This is a genomic window from Silvania hatchlandensis (assembly GCF_025564065.1).
Classification (GTDB): domain Bacteria; phylum Pseudomonadota; class Gammaproteobacteria; order Enterobacterales; family Enterobacteriaceae; genus Enterobacter; species Enterobacter hatchlandensis.
The window spans coordinates 133711-158366 of sequence record NZ_JAMGZK010000046.1 but is presented as its reverse complement, the minus strand read 5'-3'; the positions used below and the strand labels follow the sequence as shown (position 1 = coordinate 158366).

24 protein-coding genes and 3 tRNA genes are annotated in these 24656 nt (G+C 51.6%); 5 read left to right on the top strand and 22 right to left on the bottom strand.

Annotated features, from left to right (window positions below):
- Positions 1–10 precede the first annotated feature (10 nt).
- From M8014_RS09950 to M8014_RS09940, 3 genes are all read right to left on the bottom strand, one after another.
- Positions 11–1321, bottom strand: a complete 1311-nt coding sequence (locus tag M8014_RS09950; RefSeq protein WP_271282352.1) for an MFS transporter — start codon at positions 1319–1321, stop codon at positions 11–13.
- A gap of 53 nt (positions 1322–1374) precedes the next feature.
- A complete protein-coding gene (locus M8014_RS09945) occupies positions 1375–2325 on the bottom strand; it encodes a 2-hydroxyacid dehydrogenase (RefSeq protein ID WP_271282313.1) in 951 nt (316 codons plus the stop codon).
- Positions 2326–2468: 143 nt separating this feature from the next.
- Entirely contained in the window at positions 2469–3461 is a 993-nt protein-coding gene (locus M8014_RS09940) for a LacI family DNA-binding transcriptional regulator (protein ID WP_271282312.1), read from the bottom strand.
- 253 nt (positions 3462–3714) lie between these two features.
- Here M8014_RS09940 and idnO point away from each other — a divergent pair, with 253 nt between their 5' ends.
- The 3 genes from idnO to M8014_RS09925 are packed head-to-tail and all read left to right on the top strand — an operon-like array spanning position 3715 to position 5488.
- Positions 3715–4479 (top strand): gluconate 5-dehydrogenase, encoded by a 765-nt coding sequence (gene idnO, locus M8014_RS09935; protein ID WP_271282311.1) that lies wholly within the window; start codon positions 3715–3717, stop codon positions 4477–4479.
- Positions 4480–4493: 14 nt separating this feature from the next.
- Entirely contained in the window at positions 4494–5024 is a 531-nt protein-coding gene (locus M8014_RS09930; RefSeq protein ID WP_271282310.1) for a gluconokinase, read from the top strand.
- Entirely contained in the window at positions 5021–5488 is a 468-nt protein-coding gene (locus M8014_RS09925) for a NanQ anomerase/TabA/YiaL family protein (protein ID WP_271282309.1), read from the top strand. The genes M8014_RS09930 and M8014_RS09925 overlap by 4 nt, the downstream gene beginning before the upstream one ends.
- Positions 5489–5643: 155 nt before the next feature.
- Here M8014_RS09925 and M8014_RS09920 read toward each other — a convergent pair whose 3' ends face one another.
- Both M8014_RS09920 and M8014_RS09915 read right to left on the bottom strand, forming a co-directional pair.
- Positions 5644–7086, bottom strand: coding sequence for an ATP-dependent DNA helicase (locus M8014_RS09920; protein WP_271282308.1), 1443 nt, complete (start codon positions 7084–7086; stop codon positions 5644–5646).
- A 9-nt stretch (positions 7087–7095) separates the two neighbouring features.
- On the bottom strand, positions 7096–9216 hold the full coding sequence (locus tag M8014_RS09915; protein WP_271282307.1) for a UvrD-helicase domain-containing protein: 2121 nt from the start codon (positions 9214–9216) through the stop codon (positions 7096–7098).
- 364 nt (positions 9217–9580) lie between these two features.
- Here M8014_RS09915 and M8014_RS09910 point away from each other — a divergent pair, with 364 nt between their 5' ends.
- The gene (locus M8014_RS09910) at positions 9581–9808 is read left to right on the top strand and encodes a hypothetical protein (protein WP_271282306.1); all 228 of its coding nucleotides are present in this window, start codon (positions 9581–9583) and stop codon (positions 9806–9808) included.
- Positions 9809–10064: 256 nt separating this feature from the next.
- Here M8014_RS09910 and M8014_RS09905 read toward each other — a convergent pair.
- The 6 genes from M8014_RS09905 to uvrY all read right to left on the bottom strand — a co-directional run bounded on the left by M8014_RS09905 (position 10065) and on the right by uvrY (position 13600).
- Positions 10065–10150: transfer RNA gene (locus tag M8014_RS09905), tRNA-Leu, on the bottom strand.
- 12 nt (positions 10151–10162) lie between these two features.
- A tRNA-Cys gene (locus M8014_RS09900) sits at positions 10163–10236 on the bottom strand.
- Positions 10237–10289: 53 nt separating this feature from the next.
- Positions 10290–10365: transfer RNA gene (locus tag M8014_RS09895), tRNA-Gly, on the bottom strand.
- A gap of 144 nt (positions 10366–10509) precedes the next feature.
- Complete coding sequence (pgsA, locus tag M8014_RS09890) at positions 10510–11058, bottom strand: CDP-diacylglycerol--glycerol-3-phosphate 3-phosphatidyltransferase (RefSeq protein WP_271282305.1); 549 nt, start codon at positions 11056–11058, stop codon at positions 10510–10512.
- Between the two features lie 56 nt (positions 11059–11114).
- On the bottom strand, positions 11115–12947 hold the full coding sequence (gene uvrC / locus M8014_RS09885) for an excinuclease ABC subunit UvrC (protein WP_271282304.1): 1833 nt from the start codon (positions 12945–12947) through the stop codon (positions 11115–11117).
- Positions 12944–13600 (bottom strand): UvrY/SirA/GacA family response regulator transcription factor, encoded by a 657-nt coding sequence (uvrY, locus tag M8014_RS09880; protein WP_271282303.1) that lies wholly within the window; start codon positions 13598–13600, stop codon positions 12944–12946. Before uvrY ends, uvrC begins: the two co-directional genes overlap by 4 nt.
- A gap of 465 nt (positions 13601–14065) precedes the next feature.
- Here uvrY and M8014_RS09875 point away from each other — a divergent pair, with 465 nt between their 5' ends.
- Entirely contained in the window at positions 14066–14290 is a 225-nt protein-coding gene (locus tag M8014_RS09875; RefSeq protein WP_271268608.1) for a DUF2594 family protein, read from the top strand.
- A gap of 66 nt (positions 14291–14356) precedes the next feature.
- Here the strand turns inward: M8014_RS09875 and sdiA are convergent, their stop codons facing one another.
- The 11 genes from sdiA to M8014_RS09820 form a co-directional block, all read right to left on the bottom strand.
- Positions 14357–15079 (bottom strand): quorum-sensing transcriptional regulator SdiA, encoded by a 723-nt coding sequence (sdiA, locus tag M8014_RS09870; RefSeq protein WP_271282302.1) that lies wholly within the window; start codon positions 15077–15079, stop codon positions 14357–14359.
- 221 nt (positions 15080–15300) lie between these two features.
- A complete protein-coding gene (gene tcyN / locus M8014_RS09865; protein WP_271282301.1) occupies positions 15301–16053 on the bottom strand; it encodes an L-cystine ABC transporter ATP-binding protein TcyN in 753 nt (250 codons plus the stop codon).
- A complete protein-coding gene (tcyL, locus tag M8014_RS09860) occupies positions 16050–16718 on the bottom strand; it encodes a cystine ABC transporter permease (RefSeq protein ID WP_271282300.1) in 669 nt (222 codons plus the stop codon). The genes tcyN and tcyL overlap by 4 nt, the downstream gene beginning before the upstream one ends.
- Before the next feature lie 21 nt (positions 16719–16739).
- Positions 16740–17726 (bottom strand): D-cysteine desulfhydrase, encoded by a 987-nt coding sequence (dcyD, locus tag M8014_RS09855; protein ID WP_271282299.1) that lies wholly within the window; start codon positions 17724–17726, stop codon positions 16740–16742.
- 106 nt (positions 17727–17832) lie between these two features.
- Complete coding sequence (gene tcyJ / locus M8014_RS09850) at positions 17833–18633, bottom strand: cystine ABC transporter substrate-binding protein (RefSeq protein WP_271282298.1); 801 nt, start codon at positions 18631–18633, stop codon at positions 17833–17835.
- 88 nt (positions 18634–18721) lie between these two features.
- On the bottom strand, positions 18722–19273 hold the full coding sequence (gene fliZ / locus M8014_RS09845) for a flagella biosynthesis regulatory protein FliZ (RefSeq protein ID WP_271282297.1): 552 nt from the start codon (positions 19271–19273) through the stop codon (positions 18722–18724).
- A 54-nt stretch (positions 19274–19327) separates the two neighbouring features.
- On the bottom strand, positions 19328–20047 hold the full coding sequence (locus M8014_RS09840; RefSeq protein WP_271282296.1) for an RNA polymerase sigma factor FliA: 720 nt from the start codon (positions 20045–20047) through the stop codon (positions 19328–19330).
- Positions 20048–20210: 163 nt separating this feature from the next.
- A complete protein-coding gene (locus M8014_RS09835; protein ID WP_271282295.1) occupies positions 20211–21188 on the bottom strand; it encodes a flagellin N-terminal helical domain-containing protein in 978 nt (325 codons plus the stop codon).
- A gap of 184 nt (positions 21189–21372) precedes the next feature.
- Entirely contained in the window at positions 21373–22356 is a 984-nt protein-coding gene (locus M8014_RS09830; protein WP_271282294.1) for a flagellin N-terminal helical domain-containing protein, read from the bottom strand.
- Between the two features lie 191 nt (positions 22357–22547).
- Positions 22548–23465 (bottom strand): flagellin N-terminal helical domain-containing protein, encoded by a 918-nt coding sequence (locus tag M8014_RS09825; RefSeq protein ID WP_271282293.1) that lies wholly within the window; start codon positions 23463–23465, stop codon positions 22548–22550.
- A 184-nt stretch (positions 23466–23649) separates the two neighbouring features.
- Positions 23650–24540, bottom strand: a complete 891-nt coding sequence (locus M8014_RS09820) for a flagellin N-terminal helical domain-containing protein (RefSeq protein WP_271282292.1) — start codon at positions 24538–24540, stop codon at positions 23650–23652.
- Positions 24541–24656 lie beyond the last annotated feature (116 nt).

The window sequence follows — 24656 nt, the reverse complement described above, 5'->3', positions numbered from 1 at the left end:
CCCACAGCGGTTACTGCGCCTGACGCAGCGCGTTGTCCGCGGCTGGCGGCACGTCGGGGGTCTGGCTCAGGTCGCATTGCTTCGGCAGGAAGAAGGTAATGGTCCCGGCAATGATCAACGATCCCGCCAGGGCGCAGACGGCGACGTTTTGCCCGTAGAAGTAGATCATCACCCCCACCAGATATGGCCCGCAGAACCCGCCCAAATTACCCAAACCGTTGATCACCCCACGCGCGCTCCCGGCCACCTCCGGCATGGCGATGCGCCCCGGAATCGACCAGAACGGACTGGTTGCCGATTTCAGGAAGAAGCCGCACACCACCAGCGCGATATAAGCGGCGACCACGTGATCCCGCAGGATCACTGATGCCAGCAGCGCGGCGGCAAAGCTGTACAGTGAGAAACGCACCCACAGCCGACGTTTACCGCTCCGGTCGCTGAACAGCGAAATGACGTAAATCCCGGCGAGGGTGGCGATAAACGGCAGGACAGCCAGCACGCCGACGCTGGCCATGCTGGCCCCGGTCAGGTTTTTCAGGATCGTCGGCAGCCACAGCGTGTAGCCGTAATCCCCGGTCTGGTAGAAGAAGTTCAGCGCCACCAGCTTCATCAGGCCGCTGTTGCGAAACACGTCCTTCAGCGGCGCATTGCTGACCGGAGCTTCCGCGCGGCGGGCTTCTCGCTCGGCACGCAGCGTCGTCAGCAGGTAATCACGCTCACGTTCCGGTAGCCAGCGCGCCTCTTCCGGGCGGTCGCTGATCATCAGCCACCACACCAGCAGCACCACCAGTGAGAGCAAACCTTCGATGATAAACAGCCAGCGCCAGTCAAAGGCGGCGATAATCGCGCCTGACAGCGGTGCCGTTAACATGCCGCCCAGCGGGGCAAACATCATTACGAAGGCATTGGCCCGGCCGATCTCTTTTTCCGGGAACCAGTTACTGACCATCGTCAGCACCACCGGCAGCATTCCGCCTTCCGAGACGCCAAGAATAAAGCGCAGCACCAGCAGCTGGTATTGATGCGTCACAAAGCCGGTCGCCACCGACACAATCGCCCAGGCCAGCAGCGACCAGGCAATAAAGCGTTTCCCGCTGCCGTTAACGGCAATTCGCCCGCCCGGTATTTGCAGAAATAAATAACCGATAAAAAATATCCCGCTGGCGACCCCAGCCATCTGGCTGGTAATACCTAAATCGGCTTCCATTCCGCCCGGCAGGGCAAAACTAATATTAACTCTGTCCATAAAAGAAATAATGCAGGCGATCAGAACCGGGGCAATGATACGCAACCAGCGAGTGCCAGGTATTTTCTCATTCATCATTCATACTCTCTCGAGGGAAATAACGTTATCGCGAGGTCAATACAGCCTGATTAATCAATCACATTCGGCAGCGGTGCCGCAGCAAAATACGCCGTGACATTGTTAAACACCACCTCACTCATGCGCTGCCGGGTTTCATGCGTGGCGCTGGCCACATGCGGCTGCAGCACCACGTTATCCATGGCGATAAGCGCTGCTGGCACATGCGGCTCGTCTTCATAAACGTCTAATCCTGCCCCGGCAATTACCCCGTTTTGTAATGCCCGAATTAAGGCGGGTTCATCCACCAGGCTGCCGCGTGCAACGTTAATCAGCCAGGCATGTTTTGGCATGGTGTTGAAGACGCTGGCATCAATAAGCCCCCGGTTCGCCACCCCACCCGAGGCCGCAATAACCAGAAAATCACTTTCGTGCGCGAGGGTATGCAGATCCGCGCACCATTGATAATCGACGTGCTGGAGTTTTTTACGATCGGTGTAAAGGATCTCCATATCAAATCCGGTAGCACGACGGGCAATGGCCTGGCCGATATTCCCCATGCCAAAAATCCCGATCCGTTTGCCGCTTACCTGGGTTGCCAGCGCCGGCCCCTGTTTGAGCCAGCGCCCTTCGCGGACAAATTTATCGCCCTGGCAGAGCTGGCGGGCACCGGTCAGCAGTAAGCCCATCGCCAGATCGGCCACATCGTTGGTCAGCACGCCGGAGGTAATAGTGACGGCAATGTTGCGGGTGCGGGTATAGTCGAGGTCTACCGCGTCCGTACCCACGCCAAAGATCGCCACCAGCCCGACGTTCGGCAGTTGTGCCAGCACCTCACGGGTCACGCCCACATCGCCACGAGTGACCACGACCTGCACCTGCGCCCCCATCTGCTGGAGAAACGCGTGGGGATCGGGCTGGTCATACAGGCGGAAAACCTGGAAGGCAGAGGAGAGTTTATCCAGCAAGCCGTCAACTACCGGAGCAATCAACAACACAGTTTTTGGATTTGCAGTCGTCATTGGAGTACCTGTTTGAGAGTTTCAACATTTGCGTTGTCCTATCAAACGGCTTTTCCGGGCAGCGTTTTGCGATCTACATCACGCTGAATCGTGTTAGAAATCCGTGTTACGGATGACGTGATCCTGAAGGCAAAAACCGGGTCTCAGATCGTTTCGCCCAGAGACAGGCGGTAGTGCAGGTCCACTTTTTCGATGGTCGGCAGACCTTTTATCTTTTTGATCAGGATCTCGGTCGCCACTTTGCCCATTTCAACGCGCGGAGTCAGAACGCTCGCCAGCCGCGGGGTGATGATCTGCCCAATCTCCAGACCATGAAAACCGGCGATGGCCATCTCCTGCGGCACCTTGATACCCGAGGCGATGCACTCCTGTAACACCCCGACCGCCAGGTCATCGTTGGTGCAGAGAATGCCGTCCATCTCTTTATACATCTGTCTGGCAAGGGTCATCATGCCGGTGCCAATCATCACCGACGAGACTTTATTCGGTGCAATCCGCCCGACTTCCCGCCCGGCTTCGCTCATCGCCTGGCAATAACCGGCATAGCGCTGTTCATCACGAATATCGGACATCGATCCAAAATAGATAATCTGCTTTTTCCCGCTCGCCAGCAGCATATTGGTCATATCAAACCCGGCGCGGTAATTATCAAAGCCGACGTTAATCCGGTCAGGGTTGGAGGATAAACCCATCACTTCCGCCACCGGTATTTTTGCCGCTTTAAGGTATTTCTCAGCCCGCAGGGTATGCACGGATTCGGTTAATAACAGCGCCTTCACGTTCAGCGCCAGCACCGTCGCAATCTGCTCCTCTTCGCGCTGGCTGTCATAATCGTAATTAACCACCAGCGTCTGGTATCCGTGGGCGGTTGTTACTGACTCAATCCCCGCCAGAACATCGGCAAAGATCTGGTTATTAAAGGAGGGAATTAATACACCAATGCGCGGCGTCGCCTGGCTGCTGACGGCGGGATTATCGGGATCGGGCTGATAGCCGACTTCGGCAATTACGCTGGCAATACGCGCTGCCGTTTCGGGTTTGACTTTTTCTGGGGTGCGTAAATAGCGGCTGACGGTCATTTTCGTCACCCCTGCCAGGGTGGCGACATCATCTAACGTAATACGTTGTACTTTCATTGCTGCTGCCCGTGATAACCGAAACCGTATCCCGCCATTATGCCTGTTGGGGGCGCAAAAGAGAATGAACTCTCCCCCGCCAGGGCCCACACGCCGCAGATTATCCGGCAAATGCCCGCCCCGGATCACACATGCTGTAACCCCTTTTCGTAACATAATTGCCAGTGATCTGCATCACAGTTTCTCCGGCGTAAAAACCGTGAGATAGATGGCGTCTGCTAAATGCATTTCCGCCGCAATACAGGAAACAGTGATGAACAATTTATTCAATTTACAAGGCAAGCGTATTTTAATTACCGGCTCCGGCCAGGGTATTGGCCTGGTGATGGCGCAAGGTCTGGCGCAATATGGCGCAGAAATTATTATCAATGATATTTCCCCTGAACGCGCCGAGCAGGCGGCAATGACATTACGTGATGAAGGCGCGACGGCCCATACCGCGGTATTTAATGTCACCGATCCGGATTCCGTTGAAACGGCCATTCACCAGATTGAACAGAATGTGGGTCCGATTGATGTCTTATTTAATAACGCCGGTATTCAGCGCCGTCATCCTTTTACCGAATTCCCGGTTCAGGAGTGGAATGACGTTATTTCCGTCAACCAGACGGCTGTATTCCTGGTTTCTCAGGCGGTCGCGAAACGGATGGTGACGCGTAACGCAGGGAAAATCGTCAATATCTGCTCCATGCAGAGCGAACTGGGGCGCGACACCATTACGCCGTATGCCGCCGCCAAAGGTGCGGTCAAAATGCTGACGCGCGGCATGTGCGTGGAGCTGGCGCGACATAACATCCAGGTGAACGGTATAGCCCCCGGCTACTTTAAAACTGCGATGACCCAGACGCTGGTCGACGATCAAGCCTTTACCGACTGGCTGTGCAAACGCACGCCTGCCGCCCGCTGGGGTGACCCGCAGGAGCTGGTTGGCGCGGCGGTATTCCTCTCATCCAGCGCATCGAACTTTGTGAACGGGCATCTGCTGTTTGTCGACGGCGGAATGCTGGTTGCCGTCTGAGTGGGGAGCGCATCATGGCAGAGCTTTGCATTATCTTAATGGGTGTCTCTGGCACCGGGAAAACCACCGTCGGGCAGGCGCTGTCGCAGGCCATCGGCGCTAAATTCATTGATGGCGACGACCTCCATCCCCGGCAGAATATCGTCAAAATGGCCTCCGGTCAGCCGCTGGAAGACAGCGACCGCCTGCCATGGCTGGATCGCATCGGCGATGTTATTTTCAGCCTCGGGCAAAAAAACGAGTCCGGTATCCTGGTCTGTTCAGCGTTGAAAAAACGCTATCGTGACCAGCTCCGTCAGGGGAATCCCGCCCTGCGCTTTATATGGCTCACCGGTGATTACGACTGCATTTTGCAGCGCATGCAGCAGCGTAAAGGCCACTTTATGCCAGAAGCGCTGCTGCGCAGCCAGTTCGCCGCCCTGGAAGCCCCGGACGAGAGCGAGCCGGATATTGTCGCTGTCGATATCGCCCCGGACGTCACCCAGATTGTCGGCAACGCCTTAGCTTTACTCAATTCTCACCCCCTCCAGAGGATCCCGGCATGATCATTGATACCCTGACTGGCGCCGAGCAAAACCCTTTTTACCCTGCCGCCATCCGCAAAGCGCTACGCGCCATTATCCAGCAGGAGCCGCACACGCTACCAGCCGGTAAATATACGGTCGATGGCGATAACATTTTCTTTAACGTTGTCGAGGGAGAAACTCATCCGCTCGCCGGACTGCGCCCGGAATTTCATCGGCACTATATTGATATCCACATTGTGCTGGTGGGTGAAGAGATTATTGGTGCGGGAAACCGAGGGCTGGAGATCGTTGCGGACGGGGAATTTAACGCCGCGCATGACATTGGCTTTTGCACCCAGATCAGCAGCGAAACGCTGATCCATCTGCACCCTGGCGAGCTGGCGGTGCTGTTCCCCGGCGAGCTGCATCGCCCGATGGGCAGCCTGGGAGAAGGCGCGCCGCTGCGGAAAATTATTGTGAAGGTTGATGGGGGACTGATTTAAGTGTTTTAGGTTGGCCCTGTCGCACAACGTGGGGGCCAACCTGAGACAGGGAACACACTGCCACAGAGCATATTTAAGATTAACTTCGGGCTCAATTTTTTCATATTGAGTTCATGTATTTTAATTTTTTTCAGTTTGGTTCACTGCCGAACAAATTACAATAAACCGAGTTTTTGATAGAACTGAATAATAGCTGATTCAACTTTTACAAACGATTTTTTAACAGGGTATGTAAGCCTGATACTCTCCATCGTTTTAGCCCTCGAAAGTGCAACATAAACCTGTCCAGAGTCAAAGGGTGTGGTTGAAAAATCAATGGTGTAGTCTGTCAGGGTCATCCCTTGCGATTTATGAATCGTCAATGCCCAACCTGGCGCTAAAGGGTATTGTTCAAAGGAAGCCACAATCTCTTTTTCTAACTGCCGGGACTGATAATTATAGCTATAGCGAAGTTGATGCCAGCTGTTCTTTTGAACTAACAAAGCATTGTCTGTTCTGTCAAGTTTTACTAATATCTTATCTTCTGCAAGTTCAACAACGACTGCCGTGTCACCATTAATCCAGTATGGCGTGTTGTTTTTCAGGAACACGACTTTTGCACCGACTTTTAACTCCAGTCGCGAAGGCACATTCAACCGCCACTTTGAAATATCTTTAATGCCTTCAGTTTTGGCATGATAGATAAATGTCTCGCCAGGCAATTTGGCCAACATGCGACTATTAATTTCATTTGCTTTTGAATTGGTGGGCACCAGATGAACATTATCTTGCTCGGGTTGCCCGGTACGTTTCAGGTAGCACTCTCGGTTAAATAAGCCTAATGAAACATCCAGATTGTGACCAATTCGAATATCGGCCAGCGCCGTCGTCATGGTCGCATCACTCTGTCTGCGCACCTGACGTAACCTGACAGGAACGATATTGATATTTTCAAAAACATTGGCCGAAAAGAAAAAACGGGTATGGTAGCGATGCGAAAAGAAGATGCTCTCTTCCTGCGATGACACCACAGGCGGTAACTGAAACAAATCGCCAACGAACAAAACAGGTACACCACCAAAGGGTAAGTGACTCTCTCGTGCCTGACGTAATATTTTATCAATGACATCGATAAGATTTGGCGAAACCATCGAGATTTCATCAATAATCAGGCATGTCATTTTTTCCAGAACAATGCGCTTCGCCATTGGGATAACAATGTCATCATCTGGTTCACAATGCGCGGGGCTCAGGCCAAAAAAAGAGTGCAGGGTAACGCCACCAATATTTGTCGCGGCAATTGCCGTGGGAGCAACAAGCGCCACGCCTTCCATTTTATTCATCAGGTAATGGATCATTGTCGACTTACCCGTACCTGCTTCACCAGTCACAAACATGGCTGCCGGTATTCCCGATGTCAGGACTTTCTCAACGGCAAGATACTCATCAGAAACCTCTATACCCGTGAGATCGTATTCCTTGTTGGATGAAAATATCCTGTCCTGACGTTGCCCTTCCACAGGAATAATATCGCGATTGATTTCTGCAAAGTTGACTGATTTAGGCGCAGTTTCGCCAAGGATCGATCGCAACATTTCATTAATTAAATCATCTGCCATAGCGTTTTCTCAGCTTAAGATTTGCCTGTTCCAGTCTTGCTGATTAAGATCTTGCAGGAAGAGGCAAGGACTTCGGTTATCCGTGAACATCCATAAACTTCTGGCTGCCCGTGACAAAGCAACATATAACAATCGCTTTGCTTTATCCATTTCTTCACTTTGCTGAAGCTCATCCATACAGTTCAGGAGTGCCGCTTTTTGCGGGTATTTGTCACTGGTGACATAAAGAGCGAACACAAAAGGAAACTCGAGCCCCTTTGCTGCATGAGGTGTCAAAATGTGAACATGTGGTGCATCAAGATCAATGGCATTTGCCCGATTAACAGTTTCTGCCGCAATGCCTGCAGAGGACATTTGCGACATCGCACTTTCTGTTAGTTTGATATCTGGCACCATTATGGCGATCTGACCCGGATTGATCTTGAGAACATTTATTAATCTGCTGATGATATCAGCCGTGTAACTCAGGTGCTTCTCAGCCGGAGAATGAACCCAATAGGGCAACTCGCCACTGAAAACAGCATTGTTGATTCCGTCATCATCCTTTTCTGCATCGCCAGCGTTCAAACGTAATGGTTGAATAGCTTTGGCTATCTGCTTTGTCATTCGGTAAGAGTTTCGCAAAATAAAACTATTACCAGCATGGAAGCGCAAATCGGGATAGATGCCATTCCAGGAAGGTGATTTAAGGTAAATGGATTGGGCTGTATCTGCTGTAAAAGTCAAAAATCGAACGTCTGAAACCAGTCTGGTGACGATCCGTATTGCCACAACAGAAAGATCCTGTAGTTCATCGACAAAAAGGAAATCGTACTTTTGAAAGGCTAATTGTTCCTTTTCCATCGCACGTAATATTTTAAGTCGGCGAAGCGCAAAAGTCGTAAAGTTATGGCTACGTAACGCTTTGATCCATGCTTTAAACATCAAATGGATAGCGTTTCTTTCTTTAATTTGGAGTGGTGTTTTCCGCCCTTTACGAGGGAATTCCTGATAGTCGGTAAGTTCCAGCAGGTTATTGCCTACTATAATTTGTTCAAACTCTTCCAGTATGAAAGCCCATCCTCTACGCTGTACTATTGTCGCGATATATGAGGTTTCCTCAGCAGATTCACCCAACGATGACACAATATGACGTAAACAATCGATCTGATTTTTTTGACTTGCAATCTCGGGTTGAGAGCTGGTGATCTTCGAGCCTAACTGGTACGTAATTGAGTCGAGTGTTTTAAATTCAACTTTCACGTTAGCCGTTTTTTTACTGATATTATCGTACATGCTTTTTGCTGATAACGATAATGCCTTATTAAAGGTGATGAATCCTACGCGAATCTGACCTGCATTAAGTAGCGTCTTGCTCTCTTCTTCTTCACGGATTTTGTTTATTCGCGCTAAATTGATGAGCGTCTTACCTGTGCCTGGCCCTCCCCTGATTAACATAGGTCCTGCAGAAATAGATTTATCAACTATCGATTTTTGTTGGGGATCAAGCACAGCCAAAAACTTACGCAACGGTTCGCAAGCAATTGATAGTAAAGAGTCCTGATGACTTAAAGAGTAAATACGCCCAATCTGATGTTGAGACGGAGAACGAACATATTCCTCTATACGATCGCAAATATCAGCAGGTACGCCCCGCGCTCGTGCCAGTTCAAAACTGTTACATTCGAGGATATACGGATGGTAATGGTCGGGTATTGACAAGAGATACAGATCTGATTGATCGAGCAATATCTCCTCGATGGTCACCGGCAGGTTCTCTATTCCACCTGCGTCTAATAAATCCTGCGTTGGAGCCGTGTCTTTAAGTTGCGCAATGCTTTTCAGAAGCTGGCTCAGCATCCCTTGTGAGGTCTCATCGACCGCTTTTAGGGGTGTTTTGTTTTTTAGCTGATTTGCACTAATCAGTAGTATTGAGGAAGATGATAACTGCAGGCGGAAATTGATCGTTAATTCGCCTTTCCGCCAACGATACCCTTTTGACGGATTCCCCTCTTTAAGAGAAGAAGCATTAACATTAAAGGGATAATCTTTTATGTTGTCCAGTTCGCTAAGCCACGCCGTTCCCATCGCAGTCGTTAACTGTTTTAGCTCTTTCTCAAACTGCGCGGTAAATTCTATTGTCCAGACCATTGGCGTCATTATCTTAAGATGAAAGCACTGGAGACTCACGTAGACCGGTATAACACCGCATTACTCATCTGTGCATGCTGGTTTAACGGCAAACAAAAAATTTAGTTAAACCAAAAGACGTGAGGGGATACCTCAGTAATTTACCCTAACGATAGCGGTATGACTACGCAATAAAGGCCTTTTTCTGTTCCCAACTCGGGCTGATGAGTGAATCAGGGGGATGTCTGGCTGAGAGTAAATTTCAGAGTGGCGTATATTATTTTGGTCTGTTACGCAAAGCGTGAGCCAGTACCCTGTATGAGAATGCAGGACGTGGTTAATAGATAACTTCGCCAGAAATCAGGCTTAGCTAACAGGATGCGGTATGGAAAATTACGCCAACAAAAGCGGTGATTCACAGGTCGTCAGCTTCCAGATTGAGGCCAACTCGATTAAAGTCCGTTTTAAGAACAATCACGTCTATGTTTACGATATCCGCCATCCCGGGCCGGAACATCTGGAAAAAATGAAAGAGCTGGCACGTGCCGGGTGGGGTCTGAATACCTATATAGAGAGTGAAGTAAAAAACGATTTTTCATCAAAGGTGTTTTAAATTTCATTTCCTGACCTGGAGCGGCTGAGGGTGTTCCAGGCCCGGAGAAGGTACCGGAAAATCGATTACACTGCGGTATTTACTGTGCTGGGATTGAGGCATGAAAATGTGCATTCCCAGGCTGAAAATTGAACGTCATTGCACCCCATGGGCACGGGGTATCCCCCCCCTGGGCACAAATTTCAGGCACAAAAAAACCACCTTTCGGTGGTTTCACGACACTGCTTATTGCTTTGATTATTCTGCTTATTTCCCATGGTACCCGGAACGAGACTTGAACTCGTACAGCCTATGGCCGAGGGATTTTAAATCCCTTGTGTCTACCGATTCCACCATCCGGGCTCGGGAAGAAATTGGAGGCGCGTTCCGGAGTCGAACCGGACTAGACGGATTTGCAATCCGCTACATAACCGCTTTGCTAACGCGCCTTAAAATCTTTGCTCTTACAACTCACACCCGCAATTGCCGATGTTTCTAAATTTGGAGCGGGAAACGAGACTCGAACTCGCGACCCCGACCTTGGCAAGGTCGTGCTCTACCAACTGAGCTATTCCCGCAATCATCAAGCTAATCACTTGATTTTGCTATCGACTGGCGAAGCGTGCTGCCGTTCGATGCGTTGCATTCTACTTACCTGACGTTTTGAGTCAACGTTATTTTTCGCAACCATAGATCGTTTGCTGAAAATTACGGCGAAACGATCACTGATCAAGCAAATCCCCGCGCGCGGCGTTCAAATATTGCAGCATCGACCACAGCGTCAGCACCGCAGAGACCATAAACAGACCGATACCGGCCCACTCTACCCACTCGTTGGGACGCCACAGCATCCACACAAGCGCGGCCATCTGTGACGTGGTCTTCACCTTTCCAATCCAGGAAACCGCCACGCTGCTGCGTTTACCCAGCTCAGCCATCCACTCTCGCAGGGCCGAGATAATGATTTCGCGGGCAATCATGGTGGCGGCTGGCAGCGTCACCCACCAGGTGTGGTAGTGCTCAACCACCAGCACCATCGCGATAGCGACCATCACCTTGTCCGCGACCGGATCGAGGAAGGCGCCAAAACGGGTGCTCTGGTTCCAGCGACGCGCAAGGTAGCCATCAAACCAGTCTGTCACTGCCGCGACAAAAAAGATCAGTGCACATGCGAAGGGAGCCCAGACGAATGGCAGATAAAAAGCCAGTACAAAGAAAGGGATAAGGACGACGCGAAAAAGCGTCAACAACGTAGGGATATTTAATCGCATAGGGACGGTAACTGTTTGTTGTCAGTAATTATTAGCCCTATGTTGCTACAGAGCCCTCAATGTTTCAACGAGTAGTAGATCTTTTCTGCTAGCCCTTGCGAAATACCCGGCACTTTTGCAATTTCCTCGACGCTGGCGTTGAGTAAACCTTGCAAACCTCCCATATATTTCAACAGCATCTGGCGACGTTTTGGCCCAACGCCTTCGATTGTCTCCAGGGTACTGGTATTTTTAACTTTTGCCCGTTTTTTACGGTGACCGCCAATCGCGTGATCGTGCGAATCATCGCGAATATGTTGGATAACATGCAGCGCAGGCGAATCCGGCGGCAGGTTAAAGCCCTCTCCTTCCGGCTCCAGAAACAGGGTTTCCAGCCCGGCCTTACGATCGGTACCTTTTGCCACGCCCAGCAGCAGCGGATGATGCTTATCCCAGGCGACGTCCAGTTCGGCAAATACCGCTTTTGCCTGGCCAAGTTGACCTTTGCCCCCGTCGATGACAATCACATCCGGGATCTTACTTTCTTCAATCGCTTTTCCGTAGCGACGGCGCAGCACCTGATTCATCGCGGCGTAATCATCCCCTGGCGTGATGCCCGTGATGTTATAGCGGCGATATTCAGCCCGCAGAGGGCCGTTAGCATCGAATACCACGCAGGAGGCCACAGTTTGCTCCCCCATCGTATGGCTGATATCGAAACACTCCATCCGCTTCACTTCCGGCAGGTTCAGCACGGTTGCCAGCGCATTCAGACGCTGATGAATCGTTGACTGTTGCGACAGTTTGGTCGTCAGCGCCGTGGCCGCGTTGGTGCGTGCCAGCTTCAGATAGCGGGCGCGATCGCCGCGGGGTTTGGTCTGAACGTTGACGCGACGCCCTGCCAGCTCCGAAAGCGAATCCGCCAGCAGCGTTTTATCGCTGAGATTAAAGTCGAGCAGGATTTCCGACGGCAGAGTGCGCATCTGACTGCCCTGTAAATAGAACTGGCCGACAAAGGTTTCCACCACTTCGCCAAGTTCCGTGCCGCCCGGCACCTTCGGATAATAGCTGCGGCTGCCAAGCACTTTACCCTGGCGGATAAACAGCACGTGCACGCAGGCCATACCCGCGTCAAACGACACGCCAATCACGTCAAGATCGTCGCCGGTGTTGGAGACAAACTGTTTTTCCGTGACCCGACGTACCGCCTGAATCTGATCGCGAATGCGCGCGGCCTCTTCAAAGGCCAGCGCCTGGCTGGCCTTTTCCATGCGCGCAATCAGCTGGGTCAGCACCTGATCGTCTTTCCCGGCGAGGAACAGGCGCACGTAGTCCACCTGCTGAGCATACTCCTCTTCGCTGACCAGCCCTTCCACGCACGGCCCCAGACAGCGGCCAATCTGATACTGCAGACAGGGCCGGGAGCGGTTGCGATAGACGCTGTTTTCACACTGGCGGATTGGGAAGATTTTTTGTAACAGGGCCAGGGTTTCCCGCACGGCATAGCCGTTAGGGAATGGGCCGAAATACTCACCTTTCGCATGCTTCGCGCCGCGATGGGTCGCCAGGCGCGGATGGGTATCGCCGCTGAGAAAGATGAAGGGATAGGATTTGTCATCACGCAGCAGCACGTTGTAACGCGGCTGATATAGCTTGATGTAGTTATGCTCCAGCAGCAGCGCTTCGGTCTCCGTATGGGTGACGGTGACGTCGATTTGCTGGATCTGCGCGACCAGCGCCTCTGTCTTGCGGGAGGCGAGATTGCTGCGGAAATAGCTGGAAAGGCGCTTTTTCAGATCCTTCGCTTTTCCGACATAAATAACCGTGCCGCCCGCGTCGTACATCCGGTAGACGCCTGGCTGGCTGGTTACGGTTTTAAGAAAAGCACTGGATTCAAACACGTTACTCACTGGCTTATTAAGGTCTCAGCATTGCAGAGACCGTGGCGAATGGCCAGGTGAGTAAGTTCGACGTCGCCATGGATGTTCAGTTTACTGAACATCCGATAGCGGTAGCTGTTCACCGTTTTCGGGCTGAGATTCAGCTGCTCGGAAATCTCATTCACCTTCTGACCTTTGGTGATCATCAGCATAATCTGCAATTCACGCTCAGACAAACTGGCAAACGGCGATTCGGTTTTTTCTGGCTCAATCTGGCTCAGGGCCATCTGCTGCGCGATATCAGAGGCGATATAGCGCTGCCCGGAAAACACAGAACGGATGGCATTGACCATCTCCTGTGGGGCTGCACCTTTACTTAAATAACCCGCCGCGCCAGCCTGCATCACTTTTGCAGGCAGCGGACTCTCGGTATGAACCGTCAGCATGATGACTTTGGTATCCACAAAGGAGCGGGCGATCTTGCGGGTCGCTTCCAGACCGCCAATGCCGGGCATATTCATGTCCATCAGCACAACATCAGCGCTATTTGAACGGCACCATTTGACGGCGTCTTCACCGCAGCAAGCCTCACCGGCGACTTTAATACCTTTTATATCTTCAAGAATGCGTCGTATCCCTGCGCGCACCAGTTCGTGGTCATCAACAAGAAGGACGTTGATCAAAGGACATTCTCCAGAATAGGGATAACGCTACGGACAGCTAATTCGGCTTATATTAACGGTTTTTGACTCAACTTAAAAACGTTAAAACAGGACGCTCGTCCCAGGGCTCTCGTTTTTGGAAATTAACTTGTACATCAACTGGAAACAAAAACCTTACGTAACGCGCTGCAGACAGGTTTGCAGCCAGACGTTTTCGGAAACCACATTTTTTTAGCGTTATTTTAGTTTTGTTAAAATATCTAATATATTTTTGTAACAACAATTAACGCCGCGCAAACCTTAACCAACAATTAATTACGACTAAACAGGCAGAACACATAAACTTAATGCTTGTTCAGTTAAATAAACAGAATGCGAAAAAGCACAAAAAACAACCACTGCGTTTTTCCTGACAGCTTGTGGTATACTCCGCCGCCATAACTTTGATCTAAGCGCTTAAGCGCCGTTTTTTAATGAGGAAAATAAATGAGCACACCTGATTTCGCCACGGCAGAAAATAATCAAGAACTGGCGCAGGAAGTCTCCTGCCTGAAATCACTGCTGACGCTGATGCTGCAGGCGATGGGTCAGGCAGACGCTGGTCGTGTGATCATTAAGATGGAACGCCAAATCGCGCAGATGGAAGACCAGGCTCAGGCCGAGGTATTTTCCGGCACCGTTAAGCAAATCAAACAAGCTTACCGTCAATAAAACAAAAACGGCTGAAAGCATAGCATTCAGCCGTTTACTCGCCTGCCACGCAGAACAGAAGTGTTGTCAGATAATCCCCGTCGCGGCCGCATAGCACGCAATCTGCGTCTTATTAGGCGCATTGAATTTCTTCTGCATATTCTTCTGATGGAAGTTTACCGTGTTTTCAGAAATAGAAAGAATGATCGCTATTTCTGCTGACGTTTTCCCTTCCGCCGTCCATTTCAGAATTTCTTTTTCGCGCTTGCTGAATTTCATCTCCGGCGGCATCACCATTTCATGCTCGAAACGCAGCAGCGTGGTCATCGCCATTTGCACCAGCATTTGTAGACGTAATTCAACCACTTCGCCCGCCATTGCCTGCCCAGAGAGACTGGTACTGGATACCGAAAGAAAACCAAGCGCATGATTCGGCAGCATTAGACATTGCGTAATTCCCTTGCGCAGCCCATGGTCACGCGCACCGTCCCACAGAGGTTGTGCCTCCGCGAATAACGCATCATTCCAGGGTAAATGACCGTGCACGAAATTCTCCGGCTTCAGTACCGGATCGATCGCAAAGTAATTTTCTGCCTGATACTGAGACATCCATTGCTGCGGGTAGGTCGAATGCAGCGAGAGTTTAGGCCGCGTGAAAGGTACCGGATGACGCACGCAGAGGGCATAAAAATCGTAACCCAGCGTCTGGGTTTGTCGTTGTAGTTCGGAATATACCTCGTCGGCAGAAGTCATCTCCTGAAACCGCACAAAGCATTCCCGTCGCCATGTGAAAAAGTCTAAATCCTTCATACTTACGAAATAGAACCCCTGTAAAAGATAATCATTATTATGTATTCATAAACTAACACATAAATCTTATTTATATATATAAAATATCGGCTCAGCGGTAAATATCTACAGAAATTATAGAGTTATAAGCATATCGACAGCATTTAATCACGCCCAGATGCATTCACAGGAACAATAATTTGCTCCGGAGATTAATTCCGGAGCAAAAGAGTGCAAAAATGCTACTGCATTAGAAACTTTTCCAGAAATTGCTTCGTACGTGGCTGCTGCGGGTTGGCAAACAGTGATTTTGCCGGCCCCTGTTCTACGATGCGTCCTTGATCCATGAAGATCGCCCGGTCCGCAACGTCGCGGGCAAAGCTCATCTCGTGGGTGACGATGACAAGGGTACGCTTCTCCTGCGCCAGCTGACGAATGGTGTTCAGCACCTCGCCCACCAGCTCCGGATCCAGCGCCGAGGTCGGTTCATCAAACAGAATGACGTCAGGTCGCATAGCCAACGCGCGGGCAATGGCTACGCGCTGCTGCTGCCCGCCGGAGAGTCGACGCGGATAGCTGGTCTCTTTACCCGACAGCCCCACCTTCGTCAGCAGCTCGCGGGCGCGGGCAGTGGCATCCTCTTTCGACTCGCCTTTGACGATCACCGGCCCTTCAATAATGTTTTCCAGCACCGTACGATGCGGAAACAGATTAAAGCTCTGGAACACAAACCCCACCTGCTGACGCAGGCGGCGGATCAGCCCCTTCTGCTGGTTAAGCGATTTACCCGTATCGATAGTGATATCGCCCACGCGGATGGTTCCGCCCTCGGGGTGTTCCAGCAGGTTGATACTGCGCAACAGCGTGGTTTTACCCGAGCCGCTCGGCCCGATGATCGCCACTACCTCCCCTTCCTGCACTTCGAGGTCGATCCCGTGCAGAACGGTCTGTCCGTGAAATTTCTTCACCAGGTTTTTGACGTCGATAGCACTCATTTCGGATCACGCTCCTGGCGGTTAAGCTGGTTTTCAAAATGGTTCTGCAGCGCCGAGAGCACCGTCGCCATCACCCAGTAGATCAGCGAGGCCGCGAGGTACATGGTAAAAACCTCCAGCGTGCGTGAGGTGATGAGCTGCGCCTGGCGGAACAGCTCCGGCACCTGAATGGTGGCCGCCAGCGAGGTGTCTTTCACCAGGCTGATAAAGCTGTTGCTGAGCGGGGGCAGTGCCACGCGCGCCGCCTGCGGGAGAATAGCGCGACGCAGGGTTTGCCACGGCGTCATGCCAATACTGGCCGCCGCTTCCCACTGCCCTTTTTCGATGGAAGAGATCGCCGCGCGCAGCGTTTCCGAGGTGTAGGCCGCGGTGTTCAGCGACAGGCCAATCATCGCCGCCGGGATCGGATCAAGCTCGATACCAAACTGCGGCAAACCGTAATAGATCATAAACAGCTGGGCAATGAGCGGCGTACCGCGAAACACCGAGATATAAAACCGCGCCAGCCAGCGGACGGGCAGGATGGGCGACATACGCATCAATGCCAGCACAAAGCCCAGCACCAGTCCAAAGAACATCCCGCCGATACTCAGCTGCAGCGTAAACACTGCGCCTTTCAGCAGGAAGGGCAATGAATCAATCACCAGTTGGATACTTTCTTGCATTATGATTTTTCTGCCTGTGCTTTAGACATGAGGATGGTAGGCAAACAGCGCCGGTGCACCGCCAGTATGGATAAACAGAATCGGTCCTTCATCTTTAAAGCGCTTCTGACTGATACCGTCGATAAGCCCCGCCATCGCTTTACCGGTGTAGACCGGATCCAGCAGGATCCCTTCCAGCCGCGCCAGCAGTTTTACCGCCTCCGTCCCCTCGTCATTCGGGGTGCCGTAGCCGGGCGCAAAGTAGTCGTCCCACAGGATAATGTCGTTACTGGCGCTCACTTCCAGCTGCTGCGCCACCTCCTGCTGCAGGGTGACGACCTTCGGCTTTTGCATCGCGATGCTGCGCGACACGGTGACGCCAATCAGCTCGACTTCGGGCATCAGCTGCTCCAGCCCAACCGCCAGCCCGGCATGGGTGCCCGCACTGCCGGATGCCACCACCACCGACGAGATGCCGACCGCGCCTTCACACTGCTGGGCAATTTCCAGCGCGCTTTCGACGTAGCCCAGCGCACCCAGCGCGTTCGAACCGCCCACCGGAATAATATAAGGGCGAAAACCCTGCGCTTCGACGCGGGTCGCCAGCTCGTGAAGCTGCGCCTGCGGATCGGTCAGGGCATCGCACATCTCGATTTGCACATTAAACAGATCCAGCAGCAGGCGGTTGCCGTTGCTGAGATAGTTTTCCGCCCGGGTGCCAATCGGGTTTTCCAGCAGTGCCACGCAGTGCAGGCCCAGCTTGGCCGCCACGGCGGCGGTCTGGCGAACATGGTTGGACTGAATCGCCCCTGCGGTTATCAGCGTATCGGCCCCTTCGCGCAGGGCATCCGCCGCCAGAAACTCCAGCTTGCGCAGCTTATTGCCGCCCATTGCCATCGGCGTCACGTCGTCACGTTTGATCAAAATATCGCGCCCGAGGTAATCCGATAAGCGCGGTAAATACTCCAGCGGCGTGGGTGCGCCAATAAATTCGAGGCGTGGAAAACGCGTTAAGTTCTGTAGTGACATGAAAACCTCCGTAACCCTGTCTAAGTCTGATGTTTTTATTATGCACGCTGACGGCGAGGAAATAAAAAAGGCGCTTTGATAAGCGCCTTTTTTGTTAGCTAACGGCTTACTTTGTGATATCTGCCCCGAACCACTTCTCGGAGAGCGCCTTCAGGCTGCCGTCTTTTTGCATCTCGGCGATTGCAGCGTCGATAGCGTTGACCAGATCGTCGTTGTCTTTACGGATTGCTACGCCCGCTTCCTGGCGGGAGAACGCATCACCGGCAACGGCCAGCGTGTCTTTGGTTTTCTTCACCAGATCCAGCGCTGCCAGACGGTCAACCAGAATGGCGTCGATACGGCCTACGCGCAGATCCTGGTATTTAGTCGGGTCATCATCATAGGTACGAATGTCCACGCCCTGTACGTTCTTACGCAGCCACTCTTCGTAGTTAGTGCCCAGACCAACACCGACTTTTTTCCCTTTCAGGTCCGCAGCCGACTTGATAGTGCCTTCATTGCCTTTTTTCACCAGCGCCTGGATACCGGAGACGGTATACGGCGTGGAGAAATCATACTTTTTCTTACGTTCGTCAGAGATGGTGACCTGGTTAATCACCACATCAATACGTTTTGAGTCCAGCGAGGCCAGCATGCCGTCCCATTTGGTCGGTTTCAGCGACGCTTTCACGCCGAGGTGCTTCGCCAACTCTTCGGCGAACTCAACTTCAAAACCGGTCAGTTTGCCGTCATCACCCTGGTAGCTGAACGGAGGATACGTCCCTTCCAGCCCCACCAGCAGCGTGCCGCGCTCTTTCACTTTATTCAACAGACCTTCTGCCGCGAATGTTTTGACGCTCATACCGGCAACCAGCGCAACGGCCATTACACCCATCAGCGCCTGACGACCCAGAAGTGCTAATTTCATACCTACCCCGATATCATTGGAATTTTGAGTGTAGTGTAGGGTGTTTAACCGCAAGGTCAAACACGACTGCGCTACATGTTATTCATTTTTAATATATATCAGAAGTTGTTTCGAGGCGGACTTTCTGCCTGGTCGCCATCGGCATTTGCGTTTTAAATTGCGCATATTTGCGCAGTGCAATCCGATAGTTATTGGTGCTGGTCGCGGGCAGCCAGGGTTCCAGATTTTCATCCAGATAACCATTGCTCAGTAAGTCACGGGAAATTCGCTGCGTGGTCAGATGCTGGCCAAGACGACGCAGACGCACAACATACTCGCGCACCGTGCCGTGGCTCATCTCTGTTTGTTCAAACAAGAATTGCTTAAAGCCAATAATGTCGAAGTAGTCGCTCTGCTCTTTGCAATGCAGATCGCCACAAAAACGACATAACGCCACCCACTCCTGCTGCTCTTCCTGCCATCCGGCTTCATCCAGCAAGGTATCGAGGCGGGAGATCGCAATTTTATTGACGATTTCTCCGCGACGAACCAGCGTGATGCGGTCGAGTAACTTCTGGCAATGGGCGCAATGCGTCTGGCTGTGTTTAAAGTCTTTAAGGTAGCGGCTTAATGGCCGTCTTTTAGATTGCTGCACCGTCATGATAACTCCTGGTTTCAACACGTTGTGCGGCACTTATCGGGTGATATGCATCACCTATAACTTACCCAGTTTGGTCCGTAAGCGTTTAATGGCCTGGCTGTGCAGCTGGCTAACCCTTGACTCCCCCACTTCCAGTACCGCACCAATCTCTTTGAGATTGAGCTCTTCCTGGTAATAGAGCGTCAGCACCAGCTGTTCACGTTCCGGTAAAGCTTCAATCGCTTCCATTACGCGCTGGCGCACGTTGCCTTCCATTAACTGGTGCAACGGGTTTTCCTGCTTATGGTCGTCCGTCACCAGTTCGATGCTATCGCCATGCTCTTCACGCCACTCGTCATAAGAGAAGAGTTGGCTGTTATTGGTATCGAGCAACATCTGACGATATTCGACAGTCGCGATACCCAGACGCTCCGCCACTTCAGTTTCGGTTGCGTTGCGCCCAAGTTCCTGCTCCAACTGCCCCATCGCCTGCGCCACTTCGCGTGCATTGCGGCGGACGCTGCGCGGCACCCAGTCACGGCTGCGCAGCTCATCCAGCATCGCACCACGAATACGCTGTACTGCATAAGTCGTAAATGCCGTTCCTTGCAGGGCGTCATACCGGTCTACTGCATTCAATAACCCGATTCCGCCCGCCTGTAGCAGATCGTCCAGTTCCACACTCGCCGGCAGTCGCACCTGCAGGCGCAATGCTTCGTGACGCACCAGCGGGACATAACGCTGCCACAGCGAGTGTTTATCCATTACACCATCAGCGGTATAGAGTGAATTCACGATAAACAGCCCTGCGTTAGTTGAGTTATCGGCATGATTATCCGTTTCTGGAGGGGTTTTAATCGTGTGAATAGGGGGGGGAATGGGGGGTTATTTAGGGGTTCTATATATAGAGGGAAAGTAAAAAACCCCGCAGAGGCGGGGTTGACGCGATAAGTTTGAATTAACGCAGCAGGGACAGCATGGTCTGTGGAACCTGGTTAGCCTGCGCCAGTACTGAAGAGCCAGCCTGCTGCAGGATCTGCGCGCGGGACATATTAGATACTTCGGTGGCGTAGTCGGAATCCTGAATACGGCTGCGGGCAGCAGACAGGTTGTTCACGGTATTGTTCAGATTGGTGATGGTAGATTCAAAACGGTTCTGGGAGGCACCGAGGGAGCTACGCTGGGTATCGACTGATTTGATAGCAGCATCGATATCGGTCAGAGGCGTTGTGCCTGCTGCAACACCCGCTGCACCGCCGGTTACTTTACCTTTCAGTACGTCAAAACCAACTGCTGCTACAGTACGCATTTGACCATTAACGGCTTCTTTCTTGGTTTCAGCTGCAGCCAGTGTTGCGGCAGTTTCTGTAATGACATATTTGTTCTCTACCGCAGTATCGATGCCTGCGGCACCTGCTGTTGCCAGGTTCCAGCCACCACTACCATTGATACCGATGCTGATTTTCTCACCATCTTTAGAACCGACCTGGAAGTCATAATTTTTAGCAGTAGCCGCTCGGTTATCCAGAATTTTAATGCCGTTGAAATCTGTTTCTTTGGTGACGCGGTTCACTTCCTGCATACGCTGGTTGACTTCAGACTGAATGGAGTCGATGTCAGATGCAGAGTTTGAGCTGTTCTGCGCCTGAACGGTCAGGTCACGGATTCGCTGCAGGTTGTTGTTGATTTCGCCCAGCGCGCCTTCTGCAGTCTGCGCCAGAGAAATACCGTCGTTCGCATTACGCGCCGCTACGTTCAGGCCGTTGATGTTAGAGGTGAAACGGTTAGCAATCGCCTGACCCGCAGCATCGTCTTTCGCGCTGTTGATACGCAGGCCGGAGGACAGACGCTCAATCGCGGTACCCAGGGTCGACTGAGACTTGTTCAGGTTGCTCTGAGTCATCAGCGACAGGGTGTTGGTATTAATCACTGCCATAGTATGTATCCTTCAATTTTATTCATGAGTTACGGCATGCGGCCTGCGGCTTTATTGCCTTCATAAAAGTTATCGACAGGACAGGTACAAACTTTAATTTTATTAAAAATAACGAACATCTTTTTCACTGATTTGAAAAGAAAAAAAGCGCCGACATGCGGCGCTTTTTTAATGCGATAAACGATTAACGCAACAGGGACAGCATGGTCTGCGGAACCTGGTTAGCCTGTGCCAGTACTGAAGAGCCAGCCTGCTGCAGGATCTGCGCGCGGGACATGTTGGAGACTTCAGTGGCGTAATCAGAATCCTGAATACGACTGCGGGCAGCAGACAGGTTGTTCACGGTGTTATTCAGGTTGGTGATGGTCGATTCGAAACGGTTCTGGGAGGCACCCAGGGAGCTACGCTGGGTGTCGACGGCTTTAATCGCGGCATCAATATCTGCCAGCGGTTTTTTGCTCGTTGCTACACCAGCGTCATCAACTTGGCCATTAAGCACATCAAAACCTTTCGCCAGCACGGTACGGAACTGCCCATTGACGGCTTCATTGGCAGCTTCACCAGCTGTGATTTCAGCGGCAGTCGGCGCGGCGGGAGCTGCCGGGGCTGCCGTATTAACATATTCATTCAGCGTGGTACCTGCTTGACCGGTAGCAGCCAGGTTCCAGCCATCACTTGAATTTAAAGCAATCTTAATCTGCTCACCATCCTTTGAACCCACCTGGAAGGCGTAATCTTTTGGGGTGTCCTTCGTGTTCAGAATCTTAATGCCGTTGAAGTCGGTTTCGCGCGTCACGCGGTCAACTTCTTCCATACGCTGGTTAACTTCTGACTGAATAGAGTCGATATCAGATGCGGAGTTGGAGCTATTCTGTGCCTGAACGGTCAGATCACGGATACGCTGCAGGTTGTTGTTGATCTCGCTCAACGCACCCTCTGCGGTCTGCGCCAGGGAGATGCCATCGTTGGCGTTACGCGCCGCTACGTTCAGGCCGTTGATGTTCGAGGTGAAACGGTTAGCAATTGCCTGACCTGCTGCATCATCTTTAGCACTGTTGATCCGCAGACCGGAGGACAGACGCTCGATCGCGGTACCCAGAGTTGACTGAGACTTGTTGAGGTTGCTCTGCGTCATCAGCGACAGGGTGTTAGTGTTAATCACTGCCATGGTAATTATCCTTTAATTTGAGTCATGTATTACGACCCGACGCATGCGGCCTGCGGCATGCGACTTCCTAAAAGTTATCGACAGGACACACTAAAACTTTAATACGATTAATGTTTCTGACTATTTCGTCACTGATTTTCAAATAAAAAAAGCGCCGATATGCGGCGCTTTTACTAAATGGCGAAAACCAATTAACGCAGCAGAGACAACATAGTCTGCGGAACCTGGTTGGCCTGCGCCAGTACTGAAGAGCCCGCCTGCTGCAGGATCTGCGCACGAGACATATTGGACACTTCAGTCGCGTAGTCGGAATCCTGAATACGGCTGCGGGCTGCAGACAGGTTGTTCACGGTATTGTTCAGGTTGGTAATGGTCGATTCAAAACGGTTCTGGGAGGCACCCAGGGAGCTACGCTGAGTGTCGACGGATTTGATGGCAGCATCAACAGTCTGCAGCGCGCCCCAGGTCGCGGTATCAGCCGCATCGTAAGGACCTGAAGAGACTTTGCGCACGTCAAAACCTTTGGCCGCAACGGTACGTGCTTCATTGTTCACTTGCGTTGCTGGTACAGCGCCACCGGCGTTGTACATATCCCAGCCGCCCGTCGCGCTGAAATCACTGACGTCCATCGTAATAGAGATTTTCTCAGCATCTTTCGAACCGACCTGGAAATCGAATTTCTTCGATGCCGCATTATCCAGAATTTTGATGCCGTTGAAGTCAGTCTCATTGGTAACGCGGTTGATCTCTTCCATACGCTGGTTGACTTCAGACTGAATGGAGTCGATGTCAGATGCAGAGTTTGAGCTGTTCTGCGCCTGAACGGTCAGGTCACGGATTCGCTGCAGGTTGTTGTTGATTTCGCCCAGCGCGCCTTCTGCAGTCTGCGCCAGAGAAATACCGTCGTTCGCATTACGCGCCGCTACGTTCAGGCCGTTGATGTTAGAGGTGAAACGGTTAGCAATCGCCTGACCCGCAGCATCGTCTTTCGCGCTGTTGATACGCAGGCCGGAGGACAGACGCTCAATCGCGGTACCCAGGGTCGACTGAGACTTGTTCAGGTTGCTCTGAGTCATCAGCGACAGGGTGTTGGTATTAATCACTGCCATAGTATGTATCCTTCAATTTTATTCATGAGTTACGGCATGCGGCCTGCGGCTTCATTGCCTTCATAAAAGTTATCGACAGGACAGGTTCAAACTTTAGTTTTAATAAAAAAACGAACATCTTTTTCACTGATTTAAAAAGAAAAAAGCGCCGACATGCGGCGCTTTTTGTACTGCTATAAAACGATTAACGCAACAGGGACAGCATGGTCTGCGGAACCTGGTTGGCCTGCGCCAGTACTGAAGAGCCAGCCTGCTGCAGGATCTGCGCGCGGGACATGTTGGAAACTTCAGTGGCGTAGTCAGAATCCTGAATACGGCTGCGGGCAGCAGACAGGTTATTCACAGTGTTGTTCAGGTTGGTGATGGTCGATTCGAAACGGTTCTGGGAAGCACCCAGGGAGCTACGCTGGGTATCGACGGCTTTAATCGCGTCGTCAATGGTTTTTAAACCCGTACCATTTGTACCGTCGTTCTGCAGAACATCGTAACCGTTACTTCCGACTTTACGATCGGCAGCAACAAAGTTGCCACTCAGACCAGCTACGCCTGGTGTTGACGCTGCAGTATATTTATCCCAGGCGGTTTTATCGTTCATTGAGATACTGATTTTTTCAGCATCTTTGGACCCAACCTGGAAATCAAACGCCTTGGTCGCGGTATTGTTCAGCACTTTGATACCGTTAAAATCTGTCTGTGTCGCTACACGGTTAATTTCTTTCATACGCTCGTTCACTTCAGACTGGATGGAGTCAATGTCGGAAGCGGAGTTGGAGCTGTTCTGCGCCTGAACGGTCAGGTCACGCACACGCTGCAGGTTGTTGTTAATTTCGCTGAGTGCACCCTCAGCGGTCTGCGCCAGAGAGATACCGTCATTGGCGTTACGTGCAGCCACGTTCAGGCCGTTAATGTTAGAGGTGAAACGGTTTGCGATTGCCTGACCCGCAGCGTCATCTTTTGCACTATTGATACGCAGACCAGACGACAGACGCTCAATTGCAGTACCTAAGGTCGACTGAGACTTATTCAGGTTGCTCTGGGTCATCAGCGACAGAGTGTTAGTGTTAATCACTGCCATGATTTTTTATCCTTCAATATTTGTCATTAAGTTACGGCATGCGGCCAGCGGCTTTATCGCCTTCTTAATCGTTATCGACCAGACACGTTTAAACTTTAGTGGAATTGCTGTCGCCA